The sequence below is a fragment of the Parasedimentitalea marina genome, assembly GCF_004006175.1.
GTDB classification, from domain to species: Bacteria; Pseudomonadota; Alphaproteobacteria; order Rhodobacterales; family Rhodobacteraceae; genus Parasedimentitalea; species Parasedimentitalea marina.
In genome coordinates, this window is the sequence record NZ_CP033219.1 from 912,135 (window position 1) to 935,253 (window position 23,119).

Here is a 23,119-nt window from a genome sequence, read left to right on the forward strand (position 1 = left end):
TGAGACATTGCCTTCTGGTTATCTGTTTGGAGAATGCCTGGTAAAATATCTAGTCACACTGGTTTTAAACTAGCTCGAAGTCTACACAGCTTCTCACTTCTTACCACAAGCTTTTTTCTGCTTCCAAAACTCATAAACACACGCAACAAAACCGAAAGGCATTAGAACAAATATTGATAGCTCACCCAACATAGTAAACCGCGTTCCGTAATAACTCTCCGGAAAGTAGTTTCTCCAGACAATCATCAACGGAAACATACAGCAGAGAATTTGCAAGGCGGGGTCGCCGAACACCCAGAACTCTTTTAGCAGGTTTGTAATCCCATTTTTCTTCATTTTAGGACTGTCCTATCCTCATACTTTTTCTAAGGTTTGTGTTCAATTCTGTCTTGCAGTTCGATCCCTCATGCGAACTTCGAAACTCTCACTTTCAAAGTATGTTGATACAAATCCAGCTCTATTGGCCCGCCCTTCTGTGAGCGGGAAGTCCGGTGAATACAAGATATCCAGAAACAAAAAATCTACCAACGTGGGTGAACTGTACCCCATTTTATCATTGGTGACGCTAGGGAGGTAGCCATGGGTCGCGCCCAACCCCGCCGCCCGTACGAAATAGCCAGGAAGACATCTATCCATGTCACCAGGGTGCAGAAGTATAAAAACTTGCCCTTTGGTTCTTCGTTGTGCCAACGAAAGAAAACATGATTCTCCGGTGTACACTTGGCCATTGAAACCCCAGTTCTCTGTACTTTGGTACTGCTCCGAAGGGGGGCTAGAGTAATATTCCACAGCACAAGGATCATTCGTAAACCCAACCACTTCTTTCAGATATTTATGACTGCCAATGAGGATTATAACATCGGCTTCTTTTGCATTTACGGCCGGATGTGTAGAAAATCCAGCGGCGTCCAGCGTTTTCCTTAACTGTTGAGTGATCTTCCAGATCTCTCGAATTTTCGTGCCGCCGGGTTCAGGAAGTATTCTGATTGTCAGTTCTTTACTCGGCCATTTGAACACGCTGTTCTCACAGGAAGAACACTCCATTACCGAAGTCAGGAATTCCTTTTTGATGTAGTCATCGCTAAGGAGTAGCGAATAGTCGACAGGGCCGTCTTTTGATTGTCGTGGCCCATCTGAAAGGGTGCCGTCCACATCAAATGTAAAAAGGTCCCCGCTCAGTCCCTTAATCTTGTTGGCGTCAAAGACCGCAGGCATTGAGCCGGGTTTGATCTGCCCGGTATCACTCCAAGCGACGGCCGCAATGAAACCTAAAAAAATGCTCAGAAAAACGCTCCGCATAATGTCGCCTCTAGTTGAACAACTGCTGTGGTGACGCAGCAAAAAATTGATAACTATCCTCATTGGCGAAATTGTGACACCCTTTCCGCATTGGTCTGATCAGGAGTTTCCCATGAATGCATTTCATCTCGCTGCCATCTTCTCCCTTTTGTCTGTGCCGGTATTGGCTGACGAAGTCTGGGACAGTGACATGGGGCAAATCGTCTATGAGGCAGAGGAGGGCGGTGCGGCCATTTTCTCTTTTACCAATGTGGATGCCTACCCTGCCAAACTGATCATTCCAGGCTTGGCTGGGAACTACTCTAACCGCAGCAGCCACGATGCATTCTGGATCGGTCAGGGTGCAGGCGCGTGCACTGCGTTCATGTCACACGGTGACGCGCCCGCGAGTAGCCAGTGGGGGCGGGCTCAGGTGGTGTTTGACAGTCCCGAATTTCCTACATCGGTAACTGTCATTCTTGGGTTTTGTCTGGACGAACCGAATATTGTGATCCGTGGAGAATAAGTCTTTCCGTTAGGACTCGTCCGGGCGGGTCAGGCTGAAGACCTCGCGCACGGCCGAATAGTCACGGTAGCCCATGCGGGCCAGCGGTACATAGCGGGTGACGTCAAAACTGCCATCCACCAGACAGTCATCGCGCATATGCACGCCGACCACTTCGCCAAACACCACACGGTTGGCCTCGCCGGGCAGGGTGACAACCTTGGTCAGCTTGCATTCCAGAGCGGCCGGGGCGGCAGCGACGCGGGCGCAGGCGATGGTGCTGCATTCCGCAGTTTCCAGACCTGCGTGGGCGAACTCGTCGACCTCGCGGGGCAGGGCGGCGGATGAGGCGTTCATGGCATCGCGCATGGCGTATTCGACGATATTGATGCAGAATACGCCCGTTTCAAGAATGTTGGCCACACTGTCCTTGGTGCCCTCTTGGTCGGGCTTGGCGCTGGTCGAGGCGAACATCACCTGCGGCGGGTCATAGGCGACGGCGTTGAAGAAAGAATAGGGGGCCAGATTGTTGGTGCCATCAGCCGACCGGGATGAGATCCAGCCGATGGGGCGCGGGGTGACGATGGCGTTGAAGGGGTTATGCGGCAGGCCGTGGCCCTGCTCGGGGCGATAGAACATGGGTGACTCCAATTGTTTGCCCAAGGCTTAGACCCGTGCTAGGGCGATTGCCAGTCTGAGTTGGGATGCGGGAGGCCATGTGCCGTGATCGAGCTGATAGCGGAACTGCCGCAAGACCGCTGGGAGGTCGAGGCGCTGTATGATCTGTGCTTTGCGCCGGGCCGCGAGGCGCTGTCGTCGTACCGGTTGCGCGATGATGTGGCGCCCGTTCCTGGGTTGAGCCAGGTGGCGCGAGACGAATTGGGCATTGTGGCGGGCGCGATCAGATTCTGGCCGGTGCATATCGGTGACAAGGATGCGCTATTGCTGGGCCCCGTCGCGGTTCATCCCACCCACCAGGGTGAGGGGCTGGGCGGCTCGCTGATCCGTGATTCGCTGGCCAAGGCGGAAAGCAGCGGCTGGGCGCGGGTGTTGCTGGTGGGTGATGCCCCGTATTATCAGCGCTTCGGGTTTGAGCGACTGTCTGGGGTTGAAATGCCGCCGCCCACAAACCCGTTACGCGTGTTGGGATTTGCGTTGAAACCCGGGGCGTGGGATGATGTTTCTGGCACGGTGCGGCGCTGGCAGGGTTGAAATTCACCCCCGTCTGTCCAATGTTTAAGGGATAGAGGAGGCTGATTTGACCGAAATTCTATCCCCCGCACGCGCCCTTACCCCACAAGAAACCGAGACCGAACTGGATGCTTTGGCTGATCGCTATCGCAATGCCTCGGGCTTGGGCCTGCAAATGTTGAACCTGGTGGGTGGTAAGGCTGAAAACCTATTGGAACGCCTGCCTGAACCAGTGCGGGCGGGTTTGGGAAGTGCGACGGAACAGGCGCTGAAACTGGCTATGGGGGCTGCCGTGCGCTCGCGGCGTGTGGTGCCGGACCAAAAGCCCGGTGTGAACCAGGTGATGAGTGCCGCGATGGGGGCCGCCGGGGGGATGGGTGGCCTGCCGGGCGCGCTGGTGGAACTGCCCACCACAACAGCCTTTTTACTGCGGATCATCCAGGGGGTCGCGGCCGAGCATGGCTTCGATCCCGAAGCAGAAAGTGTCACTTTTGACTGTATCCGGGTGTTTTCCGCCGCAGGCCCGCTGGCGCATGATGATGGTGCGGATCTGGGTTTTTTGACCCTGCGTCTTAGTTTGTCCGGGGGGGCAATGCAGAAGCTGATTGCTCAGGTTGCACCCAAGTTGGGTGTGGTAATGGGGCAGAAGCTGGCGAGCCAGGCAGTCCCAGTGTTGGGAGCGGTGGCTGGGGCAACAACGAATTATGTCTTTTCCGGCTACTATCAGAAAATGGCCCAGGTCCACTTTGGGCTGCGGCGGTTGGCGATTGATGCGGATGTTCCGCATCGGGACTTGGTGCAGTTATTGCAGGCGCGGTTGCAGCCGGCGGTGGCTGAAGGGTGAGACATATGTGTTTCTATAGGTCTGCACTGGAAATTGGCGCCATAATATTTTACCTGATGTCATCGCCAGTCAGGCTAAGTATGTGATGACTAAAATGAGGCCGAATTCTTGATCACCCAATTGCCGATTTCCACAAATACGTCGGATAAAAGGGACGTGCGCACGCAGTTTGCTGCGCTGTGTTACCGGGTCAACAAAAAGGGCAAGCACAAAATCCTGCTGGTCACTTCGCGCAGGTCCGGCCGTTGGATCATTCCAAAAGGCTGGCCTATGAATGGGCAAACACCCGCCGCAGCGGCGGTCCAAGAGGCCTGGGAAGAAGCTGGGGTGCGGGGGACGACAACGGGGCAATGCCTGGGTTTGTATTCCTACCAAAAACGGCATCGCCGCGCAGCTCCGCTGCCGATTGTTGTAATGGTCTATCCACTGGCGGTTACTGAAATGGAAGATGACTTTCCAGAGCAGGGCCAGCGGGAGCGAAAATGGTTTTCACCGAAAAAAGCTGCAGGCAAAGTGCAAGAGCCAGAATTGGCGCGCATTTTGCAGGAGTTTTGCCCCGCAGCACTCTAGCATTGGTGCATTGCACTTGATCTTAATCTGATCTGGGCTTTAATCAGGCTGCGCAACGCGAGAACCCTAGATGATACAATACTCCCTGAAATGCGATGATGGACATACCTTTGACAGCTGGTTCCAGTCGGCGGCGGCCTATGACAAATTGGCGGCCAACGATCTGATATCCTGCGCTATCTGTGGCAACGGATCGGTTGAAAAGGCCATCATGACGCCAAGGGTTCGCCCCGGGCGTAAAGCGGTGTCCGGGCGTGGTGAACCGGAAGTGCTGCCAGTGGACAAGGCGGACAACGCACAACCAGCGCAGGCCGGCACAGTGGAACAACTGGCGCATAACCCATCGACACAGGGCGCGTTAAGCAGGCCTGCCAATGAGGCTGAGCAGGCGATGGCTGATTTACGACGCAAGGTCGAAGATAACTCGGACTATGTGGGCAAGGATTTCGTGACCCAGGCGCGGGCGATGCATGACGGGGATGCACCTGGCCGGGCCATTTACGGCGAGGCGAAATTAGATGAGGCCAAGGCCCTGATAGAAGAGGGCATTCCGGTTCTGCCATTGCCCTTTATGCCCAACCGCAAGACCAACTAAAGAGCAGAATAAATAAGGAATTTGGGACATGCGTGCTGTTGTGACAGGATCCAGCCGGGGCATTGGCCGCGAAATTGTGATGCGCCTGCGGGAGGCGGGGCATGAGGTCACCGGCACGGCACGGGATCATTCCACCGACACCCAGCTGAACGTCACCGATCCGGGTCAGCAAGCGCGGTTTGCCGCGCAGATGAAGGGCCAGCCAGTGGATTTACTGGTCTGCAATGCCGGGGTCTACCTGGATAAAAACATGGCGCTAGAGGCGTATAGTGCCGAAGTCTGGGCCACCACCCTGGCCACCAATGTCACCGGGGTTTTCTTGACCGTTCAGGCGCTGCTGCCAAGCCTGCGGCTGGCAGCTGAGCCCAAAATTGCAATTATTTCCTCGCAGATGGCCAGTCATGCACGGGCACCGGGCGGCAGTTATGCCTATCGCGCCTCCAAGGCGGCGGCGCTGAGCATCGGACGCAATCTGGCAGCGGACTTGCAGCCTGAAGGCATCGCGGTTGGGATTTATCACCCCGGCTGGGTGCGCACGGATATGGGCGGCGAGGAGGGTGAAATCACAGTGCAGGACTCTGCGGAGGGACTGATAAACGAGTTCGACGTTTTGAATGTTGCAACCAGCGGCTGCTTCCACACCTGGGACGGCCGCATACAGGCGTTTTAAGTTTAACCGGCGCGTATCAGCACGCATCCTATGATCATTTGAAAAGGCGCGTTAAAACAAAAACGCCGATACTCTGGGTATCGGCGTTTCCGGTGTAGTTTGGTTAGATTTAGACTTAGTTCCAGCAGCTGACCAGGACAGTCATACCGTTGATCAGACGGTTCATCGCTGAATTTGTTAAAGTCGTCGTTTCGGCGCTGCGATCGCTTGAGGTGAGGCCTGCATCGGTCAGAACCACACGGATTGCCTCGGCGTTGGCAGCAAAGCTGACACCTTGCGGCAATTGCTGAGTACCGATTGCCTGAGGCAACAACATACCCAAAACCGCGCCGCTTCCGTCCAGGACTGGCCCGCCCACATCGCCGGTCTGGGCCGCGAGATCCAAACGGGCGATACCGGACTTTCCGTCCAGGCTTTTGATATCAGCCAAGGTGCCCCAGGTCAGGGTCGGTGCGCCGAGGATGCCCTCGTAGGAGTAGCCGGAGACCGCCACTTCAGACTGCAGGCGTGGTGAGGCGGCGCTTAGTTCCGCCACCGCCATGGGCGCCAACGGGGTTTGGGGACGCAGCACGGCCAGACCATTTGCAGCATCGTTACTGAGCAACTCGGCTGTGTAATCATGATCCAGCGTTATCCGGGTACATTCGGCCACAACGTCCGAGGTGGTCAGGACTGCCCCTTGGCTGTCCACATAGAACCCGGACCGGGACATCCTTGGCTGGCGGATCTGCAAGCCGGACAGCAGGTCGATGCTTTGTTCGGCATCGCCACCGGCAGCAGGGTCCAGAACACCATCGATGCGGGTAAAGCTGGCGCGCATTTCGGCGAGCACCCGGGCGCGGCGATCTTCATCACCGGCTGGCCAGATCAGGGTGAATCCTTTGATCTCGCCGTTTTTCAGGCTGGCCTGAGTGAAAGAGACGATACCGTTGCCACGGCCCTCGATGGTGAAACTGTCCGAACCGCGTTCACGGGGCCCAACCAGGGGGACGATCTCCAGCGTTTGCAGAATATCATACAGTCCATACAAGGTGCGCTTGTCGCCGGGTTGCGAAATCAACAGAACCCGAATTCCAGTGTCGCCTTTGTTGTCATAATGCGCAAAGGGGGGCTCGAAGCGGGAGAATGCAACTTCGCGGGTCGGGAGTTGCATTGTAATGCCTGCATCGCTGTTGGTCATCGCAGCCATGCCAACCGAGATCAGCGGCGCGTTGTATTCATCCAACAATGCCTGACGCTGCAGAGTTGTCAGAATGCCGGTCAACTCATAGCCATTGGCAGCTTGCCAGTCATTCATCGAACCCCGGGTGCCACGGCCAAACGACCCGTCAATGGCCGAGCTGTAAAAACCAGCCGCTTTAAGTGCAATTTGCAAGGCCTTGCGCTCATCTGCGCTTAGCAGGCGTTCGCTGCGGCGGGCCTGGGCCGGAGTTTCATCGGCAGGAACTGGCGTCGGGATCACCTCTGTTACCTGGGCCGGAGCTTCGGTTGGCTCAAGTGTTGCGGGCAGGGTGGTTACAGGGACGGTGGACGGGGTGACGCCGTCGGGCCAGAATTGCTGGCGCAGGTTGCGGCCAAAAGCAATAAAGCTGTCGCGTGGGATCTGACCCTGGCTGCGATAGACCTGCATCGCGCGCTCGGCATCGGCACGGCTATAAGGGCCCAGCACAACGCCATACCATCCGCCCCCCAGGGTAAAGCCACTTACATCGGGCAATTGGGCTGAAAGAGAGGCCGCGCGGGTTTTGGCATCGTTCAGCGACGGGTGGGCTGCGACCTGAATCCAGACCGAGTCCGGTGAGACTTGCTGAGCCAGCGCCGCTCCCGGTAGAGTTGCGGCCAGTGCCATCAGTGTCAGCACCAGTGAAGCAAAGAAAGTTCTCATTGCGGTTCCTTTATCCCTGAGGAGTCAAATTTTTAGCGCAATTAAGCATTTTACCGCCTCAAAGGGAATGCCCCTTGCTAGGGGGAATTCATGTCTTGACGCTTCAAACTGGGTTGTTTTGACTTGAGATGAAATATTCTGGCCTTTTTATGTGTCTTAGCGAGATCATCTGACATGTGGCGTTGACCCTGACCGGGGGCTTGCATAGGAAAGACCGCGCATTTGCAGCCCCAATAGGGAAACAGACATGACCCAGACCAATGGCGCTCCGCGCTCGTTCCAAGAGATCCTCCTGCGGCTTCAGAGCTATTGGGCCAGCAAGGGCTGTGCGATGTTGCAGCCTTATGACATGGAAGTGGGCGCCGGTACCTTTCACCCGGCAACGGCGCTGCGCTCGCTGGGATCAAAACCCTGGGCTGCCGCCTATGTTCAGCCGTCACGCCGTCCCACCGACGGCCGCTATGGGGAAAATCCCAACCGCTTGCAGCACTTTTATCAGTATCAGGTGCTGATCAAACCCAGCCCGCCCAATCTGCAAGAGCTGTATCTTGGCTCGCTTGCGGCCATTGGCATCAATATGGAGCTGCACGACATCCGGTTCGTCGAGGATGACTGGGAAAGCCCGACACTGGGAGCCTGGGGTCTGGGTTGGGAAGTTTGGTGTGACGGTATGGAAGTCAGCCAGTTCACCTATTTCCAGCAGATTGGTGGTTATGATTGCAGCCCTGTCTCAGGCGAGCTGACTTATGGGCTGGAACGTCTGGCGATGTATGTTCTGGGTGTCGATCACGTCATGGACATGCCGTTCAACGACCCGGATGCACCAATTCCGCTGACCTATGGCGATGTGTTCAAGCAGACCGAGGAAGAATACGCCCGGTGGAACTTTGACACCGCCAATACCGAAGTGCTGCTGCGCCAGTTTGAGGAGGCCGAGGTCGAATGTGCTACGATCCTGTCGCAGCCCGCCGAAGACCCCAAGACTGGCAAACGCATTGTCATGGCGCACCCAGCCTATGACCAGTGCATCAAGGCCAGCCACATCTTTAACCTGCTGGATGCGCGCGGCGTGATTTCGGTCACCGAACGTCAGGCCTATATTGGCCGGGTACGTGCACTGGCCAAGCAATGTGCCGATGCTTTTGTGCAGACTACAGCAGGTGGCTGGGCGGCGTGATGACCGCTGTCGCGATGACCTTTGGTTTTGCTCGGCCGGTCGGCCGGGCCGCGACAGATCTTACTTTTACAACCCGTTTTGGGTCAGGCCAAACCCGGCAGTAGAGCTTTCAGTCCGTCCGTCATCATTGCAACCGCAATCGCGGTCAGGAACAGTCCTTTGGACTGGACAAGACAAAAAGGGGCGATGCCCCGCAATACCAGCCAAAAGGACAACACTCATAATGGCCAAGTTTCTTGCCGCATTTATCGTCATCTGTGCAGTGGGCGCAGGCGCGGCCATCTATTATCTGCAGGTCTATGCCTATTATGAAGAGGTCAAACTGCGCCCGGGGCTGGATGTGGTGCTGGTGCCGCAAACTGGCGACGACAGCCGGGCCATAGCCTATGGCGATTTCCAGGCCATTGACGCCAGCAGCTCTCCGATCCGCTATCGTGCCTGCTTTACAACTGAACTGACCCGCGATGAACTGGCCCAGTCCTATACTGTGTTGCAGGGGCAAAAACCCCGTATCGCACCGGGTTGGTTTGACTGTTTCGATGCCCAGGCCCTGGGCGCTGAACTGGAAGCGGGAACTGCTACGGCATTCTTGTCGGTCAAGAATATCTCATACGGTGTAGATCGCGTTGTCGCCGTGACGGATGACGGCAAAGGCTACGTCTGGCATGAGCTGAACAATTGCGGCAAAAAGGCCTATGACGGCACAGTCGTGGGCGAGACCTGTCCGGACCTGCCGGTAGCAAGCCAGTAACCCAGAGCCCGCAGGCGGACGGAGTGTGATATGACCATGGCCCTTATCATTCCTGAATTTCTCACCGTGACCCTTGGGTTCGCGGTGTTTCTGCTGGGCGCGCGGTTGAACGCGCAGGTCGAGATCCTGCGCCGGTTCAATATTCCCGAACCGGTGACCGGCGGCTTGCTGGCGGCGCTGGTGGTGCTGGTTATCTACCTGGGATTCGGTCGCGCTGTTGAGTTTGAGATGGCCAGCCGTGATTTCTTTCTGGTGCTGTTCTTTGCCGGTATTGGCCTGAATGCACGGCTGAGTGACCTGATCGCCGGCGGTAAGCCCTTGCTGATCCTGTTGGTGCTGACCCTGATGACCATTATTGCCCAGAACATTATCGGGGCAGCTGGCGCCGTGCTGTTTGGCTATCCAGCGCAGGCCGGAGTGCTGTTTGGCTCGGCGTCACTGATCGGCGGTCACGGCACGGCAATTGCCTGGGCTCCGGACGTGGCAGCGGCCACGGGCCTGGCAGGCGCAACCGAACTGGGTGTAGCTGTGGCCACACTGGGCTTGGTTCTGGCGGCGCTGGTGGGTGGACCGGTGGCGCGCATTCTGATCACCCGCAACAATTTGGCCCCGGCGCGACCGGATGAGGGGGCCACGGTTGGCCTGCCCGACGAAGACCGCGCCCCGGCCGCTCAGATCGACCATCTTAGCCTGATGCGGGTGATGTTGTACCTGAACCTTGCCATTATACTGGGCTATGCCGGATCGGCGCTGATTGAGGCGGCAGGATTAAAGCTGCCGTTGTTTGTGCCCTGCCTGATCGCAGGCATTCTGATCGCCAATATCCGCAGCTTCATGTTTCCAAAGGCCGCCGCGGTCTCGCGTACGCCAGCCCTGGCGCTGGTCTCGGAGTTTTCGCTGGGCGCGTTTCTGGCGATGTCGCTGATGGCGTTGCAGCTGTGGACCATTGCCGAACTGGGGCTGGCGATAGTGGTGATCATGACTGCCCAGACCTCCTTTGCCGTTGCCTTTGTGCTTTATGTGCTGTTTCCAATGCTGGGCAGTGGCTACCGCGCCGCCGTTCTGGCCGCTGGATTTGGTGGCTTTGCGCTGGGCGCAACCCCCACGGCCATTGCCAATATGACCGCGGTCACCAAGCGCTATGGCCCATCGCCTATTGCCTTTGTGGTGCTGCCCCTTGTATCCGCTTTCTTTGTTGATATCGCCAATGCCATCGTCATCCAGATGATTGTGAACTTCTGAGGACCCCAGATGCCCGACCTGCTGATTGAACTGTTTTCCGAGGAAATCCCGGCTCGTATGCAACGCCGTGCCGCCGATGATCTGAAAAAGCGGATGAGTGATGGCCTGGTCGAAGCAGGTCTGACCTATGCGGGCGCCCATGCTCTGTCGACGCCACGCCGCCTGACTTTGGCGATTGACGGTCTACTGGCCGCATCACCCACCGTGCATGAAGAGCGCAAAGGGCCGAAGGTCGGTGCACCTGACAAAGCGATCGAGGGCTTCTTGCGTGGGGCTGGTCTGACCCGTGACCAACTTGTGGAACGTGACACCCCCAAGGGCGCGATCTATTTCGCCAGCATTGAAAAGCCCGGCCGCCCGGCGGCAGATATCATCGCCGAAGTGCTGGACGCCACCATTCGCAACTTCCCATGGCCCAAGTCCATGCGCTGGGGGACCGGTTCGCTGAAATGGGTGCGTCCGCTTCATTCTATCCTGTGTATGTTGTCGGATGAGGTCGGCAGCGAGGTTGTCGCGCTGGATGTCGACGGTATTGTCGCGGGCAATAGCACCCGTGGGCACCGGTTCATGGCGCCGGACGCCTTCACCGTCACCGGTTTTGACGATTACGCCGCCAAACTAAAACGCGCCTTTGTGGTGCTGGACCCGGAAGAGCGGGCCGAGGCGATTTGGCAGGACGCAAGCAATCAGGCCTTTGCCAACGGGTTGGAACTGGTCGAAGACAAAGGCCTTCTGGCTGAGGTCGCCGGTCTGGTCGAACACCCCGTGGTGTTGATGGGCGCAATCGACGAGGAGTTCCTGTCGCTGCCTGCGGAAGTGTTGCAAACCTCTATGCGCGAGCACCAGAAGTTCTTCTCGGTGCGCAATCCAAAAACCAACCGGATCGAGCGCTTTGTCACCGTCGCCAACCGCGACACTGAGGACAATGGCGCCACCATTCTGGCTGGCAATCAAAAGGTGCTGAGTGCGCGTCTGGCCGATGCCAAGTTTTTCTGGGAAAACGACCTGCGCGTCGCCAAGGATGGCATGGAGACTTGGACCGAGGCCCTGTCCAATGTGACCTTCCACAACAAGCTGGGCACCCAGGCGGACCGGATCGCCCGCATCGCCGCTCTGGCGCGTGAGATTGCCCCGGCCGTGGGCGCTGACCCCGACCTGGCCGAGCAGGCCGCAAAGGTGGCCAAGGCCGATCTGTCATCCGAAATGGTCTATGAATTCCCCGAGTTGCAGGGCCTGATGGGCCGCTACTACGCCGAGGCTGCAGGCCTGCCGCAAGAGGTGGCCAATGCCTGCGAAGCGCATTATTCGCCACAGGGCCCATCGGATGACGTGCCAACCGAGCCGGGTTCGGTTGCCGTGGCGCTGGCAGATAAGCTGGACACGCTGACCGGGTTCTGGGCGATTGATGAACTTCCTACTGGTTCGAAAGATCCATTTGCACTTCGCCGCGCCGCATTGGGGGTTATTCGGTTGGTGTTGGAGAATGATGTACGCGCGAAACTGTCGATGCTGTTTTTCGACGGAGTGCGTAGCTTTCCTGAGCAATCTTTCTTTGAAAGGGAAAAGTATCAGGGAACCGACGCCGAGCGTTCGGACGCTTATCACCGCGAGCTGTCCGATAACCTCCTCTCCTTCTTCCACGATCGCCTCAAAGTCTTCTTGCGCGATCAGGGTATCCGCCATGACGTCATTGACGCCTGTATCGCCATGGATGGCAATGATGATCTGACCCTGCTGGTCAAACGCGCCCGCGCGCTTGAGAATTTCATGAAATCCGACGACGGCACCAACCTGCTACAAGGCTATAAACGCGCCAACAACATCCTGACCCAGGCCGAAACCAAAGACGGGGTCGAGTACTCCTATGGGGGTGATGTGAAATTCGCCAAGGATGCAACCGAAATTGCTCTGTTCGAAGCACTTGCCTTGAACGAGGGGGCGATCTCTTCAGCCATCGAGGCCGAAGATTTCGCGGCTGCCATGGGCAGCATGGCGGCGCTGCGCGCGCCGATCGATGCGTTCTTTGAGGCAGTGCAGGTGAATGACGACAATGAGGTGGTGCGCCGCAACCGCTTGAACTTGCTGCATCAGATTCGTCAGATCTGTGGTCAGGTCGCCGATTTGACGAAGGTTGAAGGTTGAATTCGCCGGACCGGGGCCAGCCCCGGACCCCGGAGTAGTTAAATAAAGGTGAACAACTGGGCGCACCAAGGGGCCCCTTCACTTTTTCAAAAATACTCCCGCCGGAGGCAAAGACATTGCGCGACCCCTGGTCGTGCAATGTCGGCTGCGTGCTTGCACGCAGCACTCGGCGCTTGCACCATGGGCGCACCGCTTTATGCTGCAGGGCAAAGGAAAGGTGCTGCAGTGCAGAAACAATTGCCAGAGATCCCGTTTGCGGCGCTGATCACGTCAGATGCCCCGATTGCCGCCAATGCCCATGGCGGGCGAGCCAAGTGCCTTCAGCGGTTGGTGCGGCTGGACCTGCCGGTGCCTTGTACCGTAGCCCTGTCGTTTGATGCTGTGAGGGGCATAGCCGAGGGGCAGATGCCGGAACTGGCGACGATCCTGGGTGAGTTTCCTGACGATGCTTTGCTTTGTGTGCGACCTTCATCCGAGGATCCCGATTGGGGGGGGCCTGGGGCGGTTCTGAATGTGGGCATGAATGACGCCCGCTATGTGGATCTGTGTGACAGCATGGGGGCGCAGGCCGCGGCGGCGCTGTATTTGCGGTTTGTGCAGTCTTATGCGGTGCATGTGGCGCGGTTGGACCCGGATGTGTTTGACGCGGTTTCAGAAGACGGACCCGAGGCATTGGGCCTTATTCTGCAGGCCTATGAAGCCGAAACGGATGAGGCATTTCCACAGGATCGTGGCGAACAACTGGCGGCGGTGTTGCGCTCTATGGCGCGGGCCTGGGATGGGACCACAGCACGGTTGTTGCGCCAGGCCAAGGGGGCCCCGGTAGATGCGGGGCTGGGGCTGGTGGTGCAGGAAATGGTGCCGGGGCTGGGGCAGGGTGAATGTGGATCAGGTGTGTTGCAGCTGATCAACTCACAAACCGGCAAGCCGCAGATTACCGGCCGCTATCTCAGCCAATCGCAAGGTCGTGATGCTTTGGGCGCTGGCGCTGCGGCATTATATCTTGAGCAGGATCCGCGCGGACCGGCCTTGGCAGATGTGGCACCTGCGGCCTTTGCGGATTTGAAATCGCATGCGGCGCTGATGCGGCAGCGTCTGCGGGAAGCGATGCAAGTCGAGTTTGTTATTGAGAATGGCCATGTGCATATTCTGGATGGCGTACGGGTGGCGCGCTCGGCGCGTGCGGCAGTGCGAATTGCCGTGGCTTTGGCCGAGGATGGCATCATCTCGCCGCAAGAGGCGGTGATGCGCATTGACGCGCATTCGCTGAATGAATTGCTGCACCGCCAGGTGGACCCATTGGCCACGCGCGAAGTGATTGGCACTGGAATTGCTGCCAGTCCCGGCGCTGCGACAGGCCGGTTGGTCTTTACTGCTGCCGAGGCTCAGGCCAGCGCGTCGCGGCGGGAGCCCTGTATTCTGGTGCGCCGCGAGACTTCGCCTGAGGATATTCGTGGCATGCATGCGGCAGTGGCGGTGCTGACTGAAAAGGGCGGCATCACCAGCCATGCGGCAGTGATTGGCCGTGGCCTGGGGCTGCCCTGTATCGTTGGGGCCTCAAGCTTGAAGTTTCTCAGCAAGGAAAAGCAGCTGGTCACCACTGAGGGCCGGGTATTCAAAGCGGGGGATATTGTCACCATCGATGGCAGCTCGGGAGAGGTTCTGGCTGGGCAACCTGCCATGCTGGAGGCGGCTCTGGATGATGCGTTTCAGACCCTGATGGGCTGGGCAGATGCCGAGCGCGACATTGGCATTCGGGCCAATGCTGATACCCCGGCGGATGCGCAACTGGCGCGCAATTTCGATGCGCAGGGTATTGGCCTGTGCCGTACCGAGCACATGTTCTTTGAACCGGGTCGCCTGACGGTGATGCGCGAGATGATTTTTGCCGAGACCTCGTTCGGGCGAGCGGCAGTACTGGCGCGATTGTTGCCGATGCAGCGTGGCGATTTTTATGAGCTGTTCCGCATTATGGCCGGAATGCCGGTCTGTATTCGCTTGTTTGATCCGCCGTTGCATGAATTCCTGCCCACCACCCGGACTGGCCAGCGAGAGCTGTCCGAGGCACTGGGGATTCCAGTCCGTGATGTCACCCGCCGGGTCGAGGAAATGGGTGAGTACAACCCAATGCTGGGTCTGCGCGGTGTGCGGCTGGGGGTCACGGTCCCCGAGATCTATGACATGCAGGCCCGGGCTATTTTCGAAGCTGCGCTGGATGCCTCGAAAGAGGGGGCGCCGGTGGTGCCGGAAATCATGATCCCATTGGTATCAGCCAAGCGTGAGGTGGAACTGGTCAAGGCCCGCATTGATGCCGTGGCGGCGGCGGTGAAATCTGAACGTGGAGTGGAATTCGATTTTCGGCTTGGTGTTATGGTCGAAACACCGCGCGCGGCGTTGCGGGCTGCGGATATCGCACCGCACACGGCGTTTCTGAGTTTTGGGACCAATGACCTTACTCAGATGACCTATGGATTGTCGCGCGATGATGCTGGTCGTTTCATGTCCGATTATGTACGCCAAGAGGTGTTTGCCGAAGACCCGTTCCATGTTCTGGACGTTGAAGGGGTCGGCGAATTGTTGAAGCTTGGAGTGCAACGGGGCCGCGAGAGCAACCCCGGCGTGACCCTGTCAATCTGCGGCGAACATGGCGGTAACCCCGAATCGATTGCCTTCTGCCGGGCTGCTGGATTCGATTATGTGTCCTGTTCACCCTTTCGGGTGCCAGTGGCGCGATTGGCCGCAGCTCAATTGGCGATTGCACATATGTTAGCGGGAGAGCTCCCAGCCTCCGCCTAGATTTAGTGAAATCAGGGCTGTTTCGAATACGTGCTAGAGGGGTTAATCTCTTGTTAGATCTCTGTTCTGAGTTGCATATTTTAGGAAAACTGGACCTTTTCCAGACATTAGGGTAGGTGAACCCCGCGCATGAATGGACGGTTGGCGCGACCATCCGGTACCTGGGGGTATCTCAAAATGAGATCTTTTGTATTGGCCGCCTGTGTTGCGGTGACTTTGGCTTCGCCCGGTGCGGCCATTGCTGAGACTGCGCTGGGGCGCCTGTTCCAACGCGATCAATCGACTCAAACGTCAACCTCCAGGCAGCGTTCGGGTGGTTTTTTGTTCTTTGGACGCAAGCCCGCCAAAACAAAGCAGATGAGTTATTCCACAACCTGGCTGGATGCCCAGCCTGCAGCCGCCGGTGACGCAAATTTTGAGTGTCTTGCGCAGGCGCTTTACTTTGAGGCACGCGGCGAGGCTGTAAAGGGACAATTTGCCGTGGCCGAAGTGATCCTGAACCGGGTCAAAAGCGCTCAATTTCCGAACTCTGTCTGCGGCGTTGTCAAGCAGGGCACGGGGCGTCTTAATCAATGTCAGTTCAGTTATAACTGTGATGGGCGGACCGAGGTAATTGGTGAACGTCAGGCCTATGCGCGGGTTGCCAAAGTTGCGCGTGCGGTTTTGGATGGCGTCCAGGAAGAGCTGACGGATGGGGCCACTTATTATCATACCACGGCTGTACGGCCGCGCTGGAGCCGGGTGTTTACAAACACGGCCCAAATTGGCGTGCATCTGTTCTACCGTGACGAGCGGTATCGCACGGCGTCTAGCGAATAAAGCGCTACGGTTACCTCAACAAAGATTGCAGTGTAACTTCCCGGGTGACGCATTTCACCAGAGTCAGGACGCAAGTGGGGCTGTTTTTCAGCCCCGCATCGCCTAATGTGTATTACCATCTTCTGCTATTGATAGCCAAAGGCACGATCCCATGAGTTCAGAAATACGTCTTGCGTTTGAACATCCATCCGAACGTGCAGCCGCAATGGCAACCGGTCGGGTCTTGGATCGTATTTCGCTGCGCAACCATATCGTTGACGTTGAAATAGGTGCGTTCCAAGCTGAGCGCGGTACCACCCAGCGGATCTGTTTTAACGTGGTGGTCGAAGTCGAACCGCTGCCCGATGATGTGGACGATGATGTGGATCGCATTCTGTCCTATGACCGCGTCACCGAGGCCATTGCACATGAGCTGGCGGATGAGCGGCTGAACCTGCTGGAAACGCTGGCTGACCGGGTCGCTGAGCGTATCCTGCTGGAGCCGCAGGCCGTGCGGGCCTTTGTGCGGATCGAAAAACTGGATCGTGGTCCCGGCGCGCTTGGAGTTGAGATTGTCCGCTCACGCGATCAAGTTGACCATGATGCGGAAGTGGAAGAGCCGCCGCATCCGCGGCTTCTTTATCTCAGCAATGGGGCAATCGACAGCGACAATTTTTCCGGCTGGATCGACCAGATGCAATGTCGCCAACGGCCGTTGATTCTGTGCGTCGGGGCGCACGGATTGGAGGTGCCACGGACTGGTCACAAAATGACCGAACGGCGGATCGATTTGCTGGCGATTGAACAAAACGCCTGGCGTCTGGCCGCGCATGACGATCGCTGCGTGGTCGTTTCCACCCGGACCGAGCTGGATTGGGCAATGAAAAACGGCCAGATCAGTGTTTGGGCTCCGTCCAAAATTGTTCTCGATGCGGTTGATGGCCCTTCGGCGGCACCGTCCCAACCGGTGGAACTGGCAGTTTGGTTCGCAGCGACCCTAGGGGCCGGAGAGCTGATTGTAATTGGCGCTGACCTGCCAGAAAATCCAAGTGTACCCTTGCGCGCTGTGTCTGTGGATCAAGCTACGATATGACCTATTACCGCCCTCTTCTTCAGCAGGGCGATGCCCGTCCTGAGGGGGCGGTTGAACTGGCTGGTGGATCGTTGTGGTTTACCCATGTCGAGGCTCTTGACCGGCGCTCTCCGTCGCGCATCATTCCTGCAGGGCTGGTGCCCGAGCAGACCCTGCGCCGTCTGTCTGGGCACCGACCGACCATAGCAGGTCTGGATCTGGGCCAACCACAGCTGATGGGGATTTTAAACGTTACGCCGGACAGTTTTTCCGATGGCGGTCAGTATGATGAACTGGGCGCGGCGGTCGCTGCGGCCCGGCAAATGATATCGGATGGCGCCAGTCTTATCGATATTGGCGGTGAATCCACGCGTCCTGGGGCTGCCTATGTCTCAGAAGACGACGAGATTTCGCGCACGGCGCCGGTTATTGCTGCACTCAGCGCTGCCACTGGGGTTGCCATTTCGATTGATACCCGCAAGGCGCCCGTCGCCGCCGAGGCTCTGTCTTCGGGGGCAAATCTGGTCAATGACGTCTCGGGATTTACCTTTGACACGGCGCTGGCGCCTTTGGTGGCACAGGCCGGTGTGCCTGTATGTATCATGCATGCCCAGGGTGATCCGGCCACGATGCAGGACGAACCCATCTACGAAGATGTACTTCTGGATGTCTATGATTTCCTTGCTGCCCAGATCGACCGGCTTGAGGCGGTGGGCGTGTTGCGCGATCAGATTGTTATCGATCCGGGCATTGGGTTTGGTAAAACACTTGACCACAATCTGGCGCTGTTGCGTGGCATAGCAATATTTCACGCGCTGGGCTGCCCGATCCTGCTGGGTGTCTCCCGCAAGGGTTTCATCGGGACAATCGGCAAAGAACCGCAGGCTACAGCGCGGGCTCCGGGGTCAATCGCCGTAGGCCTTGCGGCCCTGGCCCAAGGCGTGCAATTCCTTAGGGTACATGATGTCGCCGCAACGGCGCAGGCGGTGCGGCTTTGGCAGGCAGCCCGTTAAGGCCCGACAAGAAAGACTACAATGCGCAAACTATTCGGTACAGACGGCGTGCGGGGCACGGCCAATATTCATCCTATGACGGCAGAAATGGCCCTGCGCATTGGTGCAGCTGTGGGACGGTATTTCCGGCGAGATGCCTCGGGTGTGCACCGGGTGGTGATTGGCAAGGACACCCGCTTGTCTGGCTATATGTTTGAAAATGCGCTGACTGCGGGGCTGACATCCACGGGCATGAACGTGCTTCTGATGGGGCCAGTGCCGACGCCTGCCGTAGGTCTGATGACCCGCTCTATGCGCGCGGATTTGGGGGTGATGATCTCGGCCAGCCACAATCCAGCCGAGGACAACGGTATCAAGTTTTTCGGACCTGACGGTTTTAAACTGTCAGATAGCGCCGAGATGGAACTGGAAGCTCTGATAGAAGCCGGCGTTGAACCTGCCCAGACGGCCAACATTGGCCGGGCCAAGCGGATCGATGACGCGCGGTTCCGCTATGGTGAGCGGGTCAAAAGCTCACTGCCCCGGGATATCCGGTTTGACGGATTGAAAGTGGTTGTCGACTGCGCCAATGGGGCCGCCTATCGTGCCGCACCGGAAATTCTGTGGGAACTGGGCGCCGAGGTGGTGCCAATTGGCGTGTCGCCGGACGGCGTCAATATCAACCGGGGATGTGGCTCGACCCATCCGCAAACCGCAGCCGAGGCCGTTGTGGCCCACGGTGCCCATGTGGGGATTTGCCTGGATGGCGATGCGGACCGGGTGATCCTGATTGATGAAACGGGTGCCGTTGCCGACGGCGATCAGTTGATGGGGCTGCTGGCCTCACGCTGGGCAGAGAAGGGTCTGCTGGCCGGCAATGCGCTGGTGTCCACCGTTATGTCTAACCTGGGTCTGGAACGGTTTCTGAATGATCGCAACATCGGGTTGGAACGCACCGCCGTTGGCGACCGTTACGTGGTCGAACGGATGCGCAGCGGTGGCTATAATCTGGGTGGCGAACAGTCCGGCCATATTGTGATGTCAGACCATGCCACCACCGGTGATGGCTTGATGGCCGGGCTGCACTTCCTGGCCGAGATGGTCCGCACCGAACAGCCTGCGTCGCATTTGGCGCGGCAGTTCCAACCGGTGCCGCAACTGTTGAAAAATGTACGCTTTAAAGCGGGTCAGACACCGCTGGAGGTGGAGGCCGTTCAGCAGGCGATCCACTCGGCGGAGCGGGCTTTGAACGGTCACGGTCGTTTGCTGATCCGCAAGTCAGGCACCGAACCTTTGATCCGGGTGATGGCCGAATGCGAGGACGAGGGATTGCTTAACGTCTCTGTTGGTTCGGTGGTTGATGCAGTTACGGAAGCCGTAAGCGTCTAGGCGTCTGTATTCTGTTTTGTTTTCCTGTGTTGCCTTGATGCGTTTCAAACTGACCTTTGAACTGTCAGCCTGGTAAGGCCTGACGGCGTTTGCCACTTAGAAGCAGGCCACCCAGGATCAGAACGAGGGAGAGGTAAAGCTGCGGCGGCAATAGCTCGTTCAGCAGGACAACGCCAAACAACACCGACCAAACCGGGACCTGGTAATTGACCAGCGACATAAAGCTGGGGCCAGCATCGCGAATGACCTGAACCAGCAGCACCTGCGCCAGGGCTGTTGGGAACAGTCCCAGATAGACAATAGCCGCCAGTGACATTGCCGATGGCATCGCGGGAAGGCCTTCTATCGCCAGTGCAAAAGGCAGGATAATGACTGTCGCCGACAGCAAGGCCGCTGCGGACAAGGATAGCATATCGGTTTTGGGACACAGTCGGGTGATAATTGCTCCGGCGGCATAACAGAGCGACGCGCCAAGGCAGGCAATCCGGGCCAGAGCCTCGTAGTCGCTGCCGATCAGTTTGAGGGCATCAAAGCCGATCAATACTACAACGCCGGCAAATCCGATTAGAAAACAAATGCCACGTCGCAGGGTCAACCGCTCGCCGGGAACCAGAAAATGGGCCAGCGGTAAAACAAATAGCGGTACGACGGCCATGCTGACTCCGGCAAAGCCACTGGCGACGTATTTCTGACCCCAGCTGAGCATGGCAAAGGGCAGGGCGCTGGAAAAAAATCCCATTGCGACGGCTGACGCCCAGACAAGACGCCCGTTGCTGTCGCTTAGGCTTGGCAGGCCAATGCGCCGCATCCGGATGATGACCAGCAGTATCAATGCGCCCAACCCGACACGTCCGGCCACGATGGTCAGCGGCCCCAGATCGCGCAAAGCAACTGAGATGAACATGAAAGACGCGCCCCAGATCAGGCCTAGGGCCAGCAGCTTGATCCAGTTCAATGTTCCCGCAGATGCACTCATGTCGTCGCCTCAAGATGAAAAGGGTGCCCCGATCCGGGGCACCCTAGGAATAGTATCGGTTGGGCGACAGGGCCGCCCGCGCGTTTTAGTTCTTGGCTTTGTCGACCATTTTTCCGGCCGAGATCCAAGGCATCATGGCGCGTAGTTTGCCACCAACCTGTTCGATCTGGTGCTCGTCGTTGGCGCGACGCGATGCCTTGATTGTTGGCTGACCTACAGCGTTTTCCAGCATGAAATCGCGGACAAACTTGCCGGACTGAATGTCGTTCAGAACGGCTTTCATGTTTGCCTTTGTTTCGTCGTAAGGCAAAATGCGCGGACCGGAAACGTATTGACCGTATTCGGCTGTGTTGGAGATTGAGTAGTCCATGTTGGCAATGCCGCCTTCATAGATCAGGTCCACGATCAGTTTGGTTTCGTGCAGGCACTCGAAATAGGCCATTTCTGGCTCGTAACCGGCTTCGACCAGGGTCTCAAAACCCATGCGGATCAGCTCAACGATACCACCACACAGAACAGCCTGTTCACCGAACAGATCGGTTTCACACTCTTCGCGGAAGTTGGTTTCGATGATGCCGGAACGACCGCCACCGATGGCGGAACAGTAGGACAGGCCAATTTCCAGCGCTTTGCCGGTTGCATCTTTGTCAACGGCAACCAGGCAAGGCACGCCGCCGCCTTTGGTGTATTCGCCGCGCACGGTGTGACCTGGGCCCTTTGGCGCCATCATGATCACGTCGACGCCTTCTTTTGGCTCAATCAAGCCAAAGTGGACGTTCAGGCCATGGGCAAATGCGATGGCCGAGCCGGGCTTGATGTTGTCGTGGACGTATTTCTTGTAGGTTTCAGCCTGCAGCTCATCAGGCATGGTGAACATGATCACGTCACACCAGGCAGCAGCTTCTGCAATGCCCATAACTTTCAGGCCTTCGCCTTCGGCTTTCTTGGCCGATGCAGAGCCTTCGCGCAGCGCGACAACAAGGTTCTTGGCGCCGGAATCGCGCAGGTTCAGTGCGTGCGCGTGACCCTGCGAGCCATAGCCCAGGATTGCCACTTTTTTGTCTTTGATCAGGTTGATGTCGCAATCGCGATCGTAATAAACGCGCATGTTCACGTCCTCTTTGTTTGATGACAGGTTTTGATGCCTGCTTTTGATACCTGTGGCGATCATAGCGATGCGGTTCAAAGGTTCGAGAGGAAATTCCGGGATTTCCAGAGAATATTCGGACTATTCATGCGCAGTATTTTCATTTATCGACTAAATCATGCTTGATGATCTTGACCGGCGCATACTGCGCCACTTGCAAAGTGACCCCGCCCAATCGGTTCCGGATCTTGGTGATCGTTTAGGGGTATCTGTATCGCGCCTGACCCGGCGGCTGGACAAGCTGCGCGACAGCGCTGTGCTGCGTGGTCAACATGCGGTGATCAATTGGCGCGCACTTGGCTATGCGGTCGAGGTCAGCCTGCGGGTGACATTGGACAAGACCCAGACCCGCGCCTTTGACGACTTCATCGAGGCCGCGCGGGACATTCCCGAGGTGATCGAAATTCAGACCTTTCTGGGCCGGGTCGATGTCCGATTGTCAGTGATCGCCCGCGATATGGCTCATTATCAGCAGATTTACCGGGCTGGCATCCTGACCCTGCCACATATCGCCGACATCGAAGCGCTGATGCATGTCGCGCGGATCAAAAGCGATGAAGGGTTACCATTGTGAATGAACTCGATGATACCGACCGCCAACTGCTGCTGGCCCTCAGCCAGGATGCCACCCTCTCTGCGGGGGCGTTGGGGCGCAAGTTGGGGCTAAGCCAGCCCGCCACCTGGCGGCGCATAAAACGGTTACAAGACAGCGGCATTATTGCGGGCCGCCGCCTTGATCTGGACCGTGAGAAACTGGGATTTGGTGTTACCGTTTTTCTGGGTGTCAAACTGGCGACCAAAGGGCGAGTCAGCCTGGATGACTTTGAACGCGCGGTCAGCGCTATCCCCGAAGTGCAGACGGTCGAGCATGTGTTGGGCATGTATGACTATCGCCTGCGGGTGACCGCCCGCGATATCGCGGATTTTGAGCGGGTTCTGCGCCGCCGGGTCATGACCTTGCCCGGTGTGGGCGATGTCGAGGCAAATGTGTTACTAAGTGAAGAACGCCGCCCCGGACCATTGGGCTGACAGGTCCGGCTTCATCTGGCCAAAAATATCCCCGCCGGAGGCTCCTGTTCTTTGCCACGGGCGCTGAAAT

Annotated in this window: 23 protein-coding genes; 17 read left to right on the forward strand and 6 right to left on the reverse strand. The window is 57.6% G+C overall.

What is annotated here, in order from left to right:
• Positions 1 to 93: 93 nt before the first annotated feature.
• Together EBB79_RS04445 and EBB79_RS04450 are read right to left on the reverse strand one after the other, a co-directional pair.
• Entirely contained in the window at positions 94 to 336 is a 243-nt protein-coding gene (locus tag EBB79_RS04445; protein ID WP_127747776.1) for a hypothetical protein, read from the reverse strand.
• Between the two features lie 42 nt (positions 337 to 378).
• Positions 379 to 1,299, reverse strand: a complete 921-nt coding sequence (locus EBB79_RS04450) for a hypothetical protein (protein WP_127747777.1) — start codon at positions 1,297 to 1,299, stop codon at positions 379 to 381.
• Between the two features lie 112 nt (positions 1,300 to 1,411).
• Here EBB79_RS04450 and EBB79_RS04455 point away from each other — a divergent pair, with 112 nt between their 5' ends.
• The gene (locus EBB79_RS04455; RefSeq protein ID WP_127747778.1) at positions 1,412 to 1,804 is read left to right on the forward strand and encodes a hypothetical protein; all 393 of its coding nucleotides are present in this window, start codon (positions 1,412 to 1,414) and stop codon (positions 1,802 to 1,804) included.
• Between the two features lie 9 nt (positions 1,805 to 1,813).
• Here EBB79_RS04455 and EBB79_RS04460 read toward each other — a convergent pair whose 3' ends face one another.
• Positions 1,814 to 2,422, reverse strand: coding sequence for a flavin reductase family protein (locus EBB79_RS04460; RefSeq protein WP_127747779.1), 609 nt, complete (start codon positions 2,420 to 2,422; stop codon positions 1,814 to 1,816).
• 84 nt (positions 2,423 to 2,506) lie between these two features.
• On the opposite strand from EBB79_RS04460, the gene EBB79_RS04465 reads away from it, so the two are divergent.
• The 5 genes from EBB79_RS04465 (at position 2,507) to EBB79_RS04485 (ending at position 5,653) form a co-directional block, all read left to right on the forward strand.
• Entirely contained in the window at positions 2,507 to 2,995 is a 489-nt protein-coding gene (locus EBB79_RS04465) for a GNAT family N-acetyltransferase (protein WP_127747780.1), read from the forward strand.
• Between the two features lie 46 nt (positions 2,996 to 3,041).
• Positions 3,042 to 3,818, forward strand: coding sequence for an EcsC family protein (locus EBB79_RS04470; protein WP_127747781.1), 777 nt, complete (start codon positions 3,042 to 3,044; stop codon positions 3,816 to 3,818).
• A 156-nt stretch (positions 3,819 to 3,974) separates the two neighbouring features.
• The gene (locus EBB79_RS04475; protein ID WP_238704994.1) at positions 3,975 to 4,388 is read left to right on the forward strand and encodes an NUDIX hydrolase; all 414 of its coding nucleotides are present in this window, start codon (positions 3,975 to 3,977) and stop codon (positions 4,386 to 4,388) included.
• Between the two features lie 70 nt (positions 4,389 to 4,458).
• Positions 4,459 to 4,983 carry a DUF1178 family protein gene (locus EBB79_RS04480; protein WP_127747783.1) on the forward strand — a complete coding sequence of 175 codons (525 nt, stop codon included), beginning with the start codon at positions 4,459 to 4,461 and terminating at the stop codon, positions 4,981 to 4,983.
• 28 nt (positions 4,984 to 5,011) lie between these two features.
• On the forward strand, positions 5,012 to 5,653 hold the full coding sequence (locus EBB79_RS04485; protein ID WP_127747784.1) for an SDR family oxidoreductase: 642 nt from the start codon (positions 5,012 to 5,014) through the stop codon (positions 5,651 to 5,653).
• 115 nt (positions 5,654 to 5,768) lie between these two features.
• Here EBB79_RS04485 and EBB79_RS04490 read toward each other — a convergent pair whose 3' ends face one another.
• Positions 5,769 to 7,538 (reverse strand): trypsin-like peptidase domain-containing protein, encoded by a 1,770-nt coding sequence (locus EBB79_RS04490; protein WP_127747785.1) that lies wholly within the window; start codon positions 7,536 to 7,538, stop codon positions 5,769 to 5,771.
• Positions 7,539 to 7,785: 247 nt separating this feature from the next.
• Between EBB79_RS04490 and EBB79_RS04495 the strand changes: the two genes are divergently transcribed.
• The 9 genes from EBB79_RS04495 (at position 7,786) to glmM (ending at position 19,897) form a co-directional block, all read left to right on the forward strand.
• Positions 7,786 to 8,715, forward strand: a complete 930-nt coding sequence (locus EBB79_RS04495; protein ID WP_127747786.1) for a glycine--tRNA ligase subunit alpha — start codon at positions 7,786 to 7,788, stop codon at positions 8,713 to 8,715.
• Between the two features lie 223 nt (positions 8,716 to 8,938).
• Positions 8,939 to 9,466 carry a DUF6446 family protein gene (locus EBB79_RS04500; RefSeq protein ID WP_177627772.1) on the forward strand — a complete coding sequence of 176 codons (528 nt, stop codon included), beginning with the start codon at positions 8,939 to 8,941 and terminating at the stop codon, positions 9,464 to 9,466.
• 30 nt (positions 9,467 to 9,496) lie between these two features.
• Entirely contained in the window at positions 9,497 to 10,708 is a 1,212-nt protein-coding gene (gltS, locus tag EBB79_RS04505) for a sodium/glutamate symporter (RefSeq protein WP_127747787.1), read from the forward strand.
• Between the two features lie 9 nt (positions 10,709 to 10,717).
• Positions 10,718 to 12,850 (forward strand): glycine--tRNA ligase subunit beta, encoded by a 2,133-nt coding sequence (glyS, locus tag EBB79_RS04510; protein ID WP_127747788.1) that lies wholly within the window; start codon positions 10,718 to 10,720, stop codon positions 12,848 to 12,850.
• 180 nt (positions 12,851 to 13,030) lie between these two features.
• Positions 13,031 to 15,646, forward strand: coding sequence for a putative PEP-binding protein (locus EBB79_RS04515; RefSeq protein ID WP_127747789.1), 2,616 nt, complete (start codon positions 13,031 to 13,033; stop codon positions 15,644 to 15,646).
• Between the two features lie 177 nt (positions 15,647 to 15,823).
• A complete protein-coding gene (locus tag EBB79_RS04520) occupies positions 15,824 to 16,465 on the forward strand; it encodes a cell wall hydrolase (protein ID WP_127747790.1) in 642 nt (213 codons plus the stop codon).
• Between the two features lie 151 nt (positions 16,466 to 16,616).
• Positions 16,617 to 17,537, forward strand: coding sequence for a dihydroneopterin aldolase (locus EBB79_RS04525; RefSeq protein ID WP_127747791.1), 921 nt, complete (start codon positions 16,617 to 16,619; stop codon positions 17,535 to 17,537).
• Positions 17,534 to 18,529, forward strand: a complete 996-nt coding sequence (gene folP / locus EBB79_RS04530; protein ID WP_127747792.1) for a dihydropteroate synthase — start codon at positions 17,534 to 17,536, stop codon at positions 18,527 to 18,529. Before EBB79_RS04525 ends, folP begins: the two co-directional genes overlap by 4 nt.
• 21 nt (positions 18,530 to 18,550) lie before the next feature.
• Positions 18,551 to 19,897, forward strand: coding sequence for a phosphoglucosamine mutase (glmM, locus tag EBB79_RS04535; protein WP_127747793.1), 1,347 nt, complete (start codon positions 18,551 to 18,553; stop codon positions 19,895 to 19,897).
• A gap of 64 nt (positions 19,898 to 19,961) precedes the next feature.
• Here glmM and EBB79_RS04540 read toward each other — a convergent pair whose 3' ends face one another.
• Both EBB79_RS04540 and ilvC read right to left on the reverse strand, forming a co-directional pair.
• Positions 19,962 to 20,873 (reverse strand): DMT family transporter, encoded by a 912-nt coding sequence (locus tag EBB79_RS04540; protein WP_127747794.1) that lies wholly within the window; start codon positions 20,871 to 20,873, stop codon positions 19,962 to 19,964.
• Positions 20,874 to 20,958: 85 nt separating this feature from the next.
• On the reverse strand, positions 20,959 to 21,981 hold the full coding sequence (gene ilvC / locus EBB79_RS04545; RefSeq protein WP_127747795.1) for a ketol-acid reductoisomerase: 1,023 nt from the start codon (positions 21,979 to 21,981) through the stop codon (positions 20,959 to 20,961).
• A 157-nt stretch (positions 21,982 to 22,138) separates the two neighbouring features.
• Here ilvC and EBB79_RS04550 point away from each other — a divergent pair, with 157 nt between their 5' ends.
• Together EBB79_RS04550 and EBB79_RS04555 are read left to right on the forward strand one after the other, a co-directional pair.
• Positions 22,139 to 22,594 (forward strand): Lrp/AsnC family transcriptional regulator, encoded by a 456-nt coding sequence (locus EBB79_RS04550; protein WP_127747796.1) that lies wholly within the window; start codon positions 22,139 to 22,141, stop codon positions 22,592 to 22,594.
• Positions 22,591 to 23,049, forward strand: a complete 459-nt coding sequence (locus EBB79_RS04555) for an Lrp/AsnC family transcriptional regulator (protein ID WP_127747797.1) — start codon at positions 22,591 to 22,593, stop codon at positions 23,047 to 23,049. The genes EBB79_RS04550 and EBB79_RS04555 overlap by 4 nt, the downstream gene beginning before the upstream one ends.
• Positions 23,050 to 23,119: the final 70 nt, after the last annotated feature.

What these genes read in the sequence shown, in the direction of transcription:
- folP (WP_127747792.1), top strand. Translation starts at nt 17,534, where the DNA reads ATGACCTATTACCGCCCTCTTCTTCAGCAGGGCGATGCCCGTCCTGAG.
- glyS (WP_127747788.1), top strand. Translation starts at nt 10,718, where the DNA reads ATGCCCGACCTGCTGATTGAACTGTTTTCCGAGGAAATCCCGGCTCGT.
- EBB79_RS04525 (WP_127747791.1), top strand. Translation starts at nt 16,617, where the DNA reads ATGAGTTCAGAAATACGTCTTGCGTTTGAACATCCATCCGAACGTGCA.
- ilvC (WP_127747795.1), bottom strand. Translation starts at nt 21,981, where the DNA reads ATGCGCGTTTATTACGATCGCGATTGCGACATCAACCTGATCAAAGAC.
- EBB79_RS04485 (WP_127747784.1), top strand. Translation starts at nt 5,012, where the DNA reads ATGCGTGCTGTTGTGACAGGATCCAGCCGGGGCATTGGCCGCGAAATT.
- EBB79_RS04445 (WP_127747776.1), bottom strand. Translation starts at nt 336, where the DNA reads ATGAAGAAAAATGGGATTACAAACCTGCTAAAAGAGTTCTGGGTGTTC.
- EBB79_RS04515 (WP_127747789.1), top strand. Translation starts at nt 13,031, where the DNA reads ATGGGCGCACCGCTTTATGCTGCAGGGCAAAGGAAAGGTGCTGCAGTG.
- EBB79_RS04450 (WP_127747777.1), bottom strand. Translation starts at nt 1,299, where the DNA reads ATGCGGAGCGTTTTTCTGAGCATTTTTTTAGGTTTCATTGCGGCCGTC.
- EBB79_RS04500 (WP_177627772.1), top strand. Translation starts at nt 8,939, where the DNA reads ATGGCCAAGTTTCTTGCCGCATTTATCGTCATCTGTGCAGTGGGCGCA.
- EBB79_RS04540 (WP_127747794.1), bottom strand. Translation starts at nt 20,873, where the DNA reads ATGAGTGCATCTGCGGGAACATTGAACTGGATCAAGCTGCTGGCCCTA.
- glmM (WP_127747793.1), top strand. Translation starts at nt 18,551, where the DNA reads ATGCGCAAACTATTCGGTACAGACGGCGTGCGGGGCACGGCCAATATT.
- EBB79_RS04495 (WP_127747786.1), top strand. Translation starts at nt 7,786, where the DNA reads ATGACCCAGACCAATGGCGCTCCGCGCTCGTTCCAAGAGATCCTCCTG.
- EBB79_RS04480 (WP_127747783.1), top strand. Translation starts at nt 4,459, where the DNA reads ATGATACAATACTCCCTGAAATGCGATGATGGACATACCTTTGACAGC.
- EBB79_RS04490 (WP_127747785.1), bottom strand. Translation starts at nt 7,538, where the DNA reads ATGAGAACTTTCTTTGCTTCACTGGTGCTGACACTGATGGCACTGGCC.
- EBB79_RS04460 (WP_127747779.1), bottom strand. Translation starts at nt 2,422, where the DNA reads ATGTTCTATCGCCCCGAGCAGGGCCACGGCCTGCCGCATAACCCCTTC.
- EBB79_RS04520 (WP_127747790.1), top strand. Translation starts at nt 15,824, where the DNA reads ATGAGATCTTTTGTATTGGCCGCCTGTGTTGCGGTGACTTTGGCTTCG.
- EBB79_RS04455 (WP_127747778.1), top strand. Translation starts at nt 1,412, where the DNA reads ATGAATGCATTTCATCTCGCTGCCATCTTCTCCCTTTTGTCTGTGCCG.
- EBB79_RS04550 (WP_127747796.1), top strand. Translation starts at nt 22,139, where the DNA reads ATGCTTGATGATCTTGACCGGCGCATACTGCGCCACTTGCAAAGTGAC.
- gltS (WP_127747787.1), top strand. Translation starts at nt 9,497, where the DNA reads ATGACCATGGCCCTTATCATTCCTGAATTTCTCACCGTGACCCTTGGG.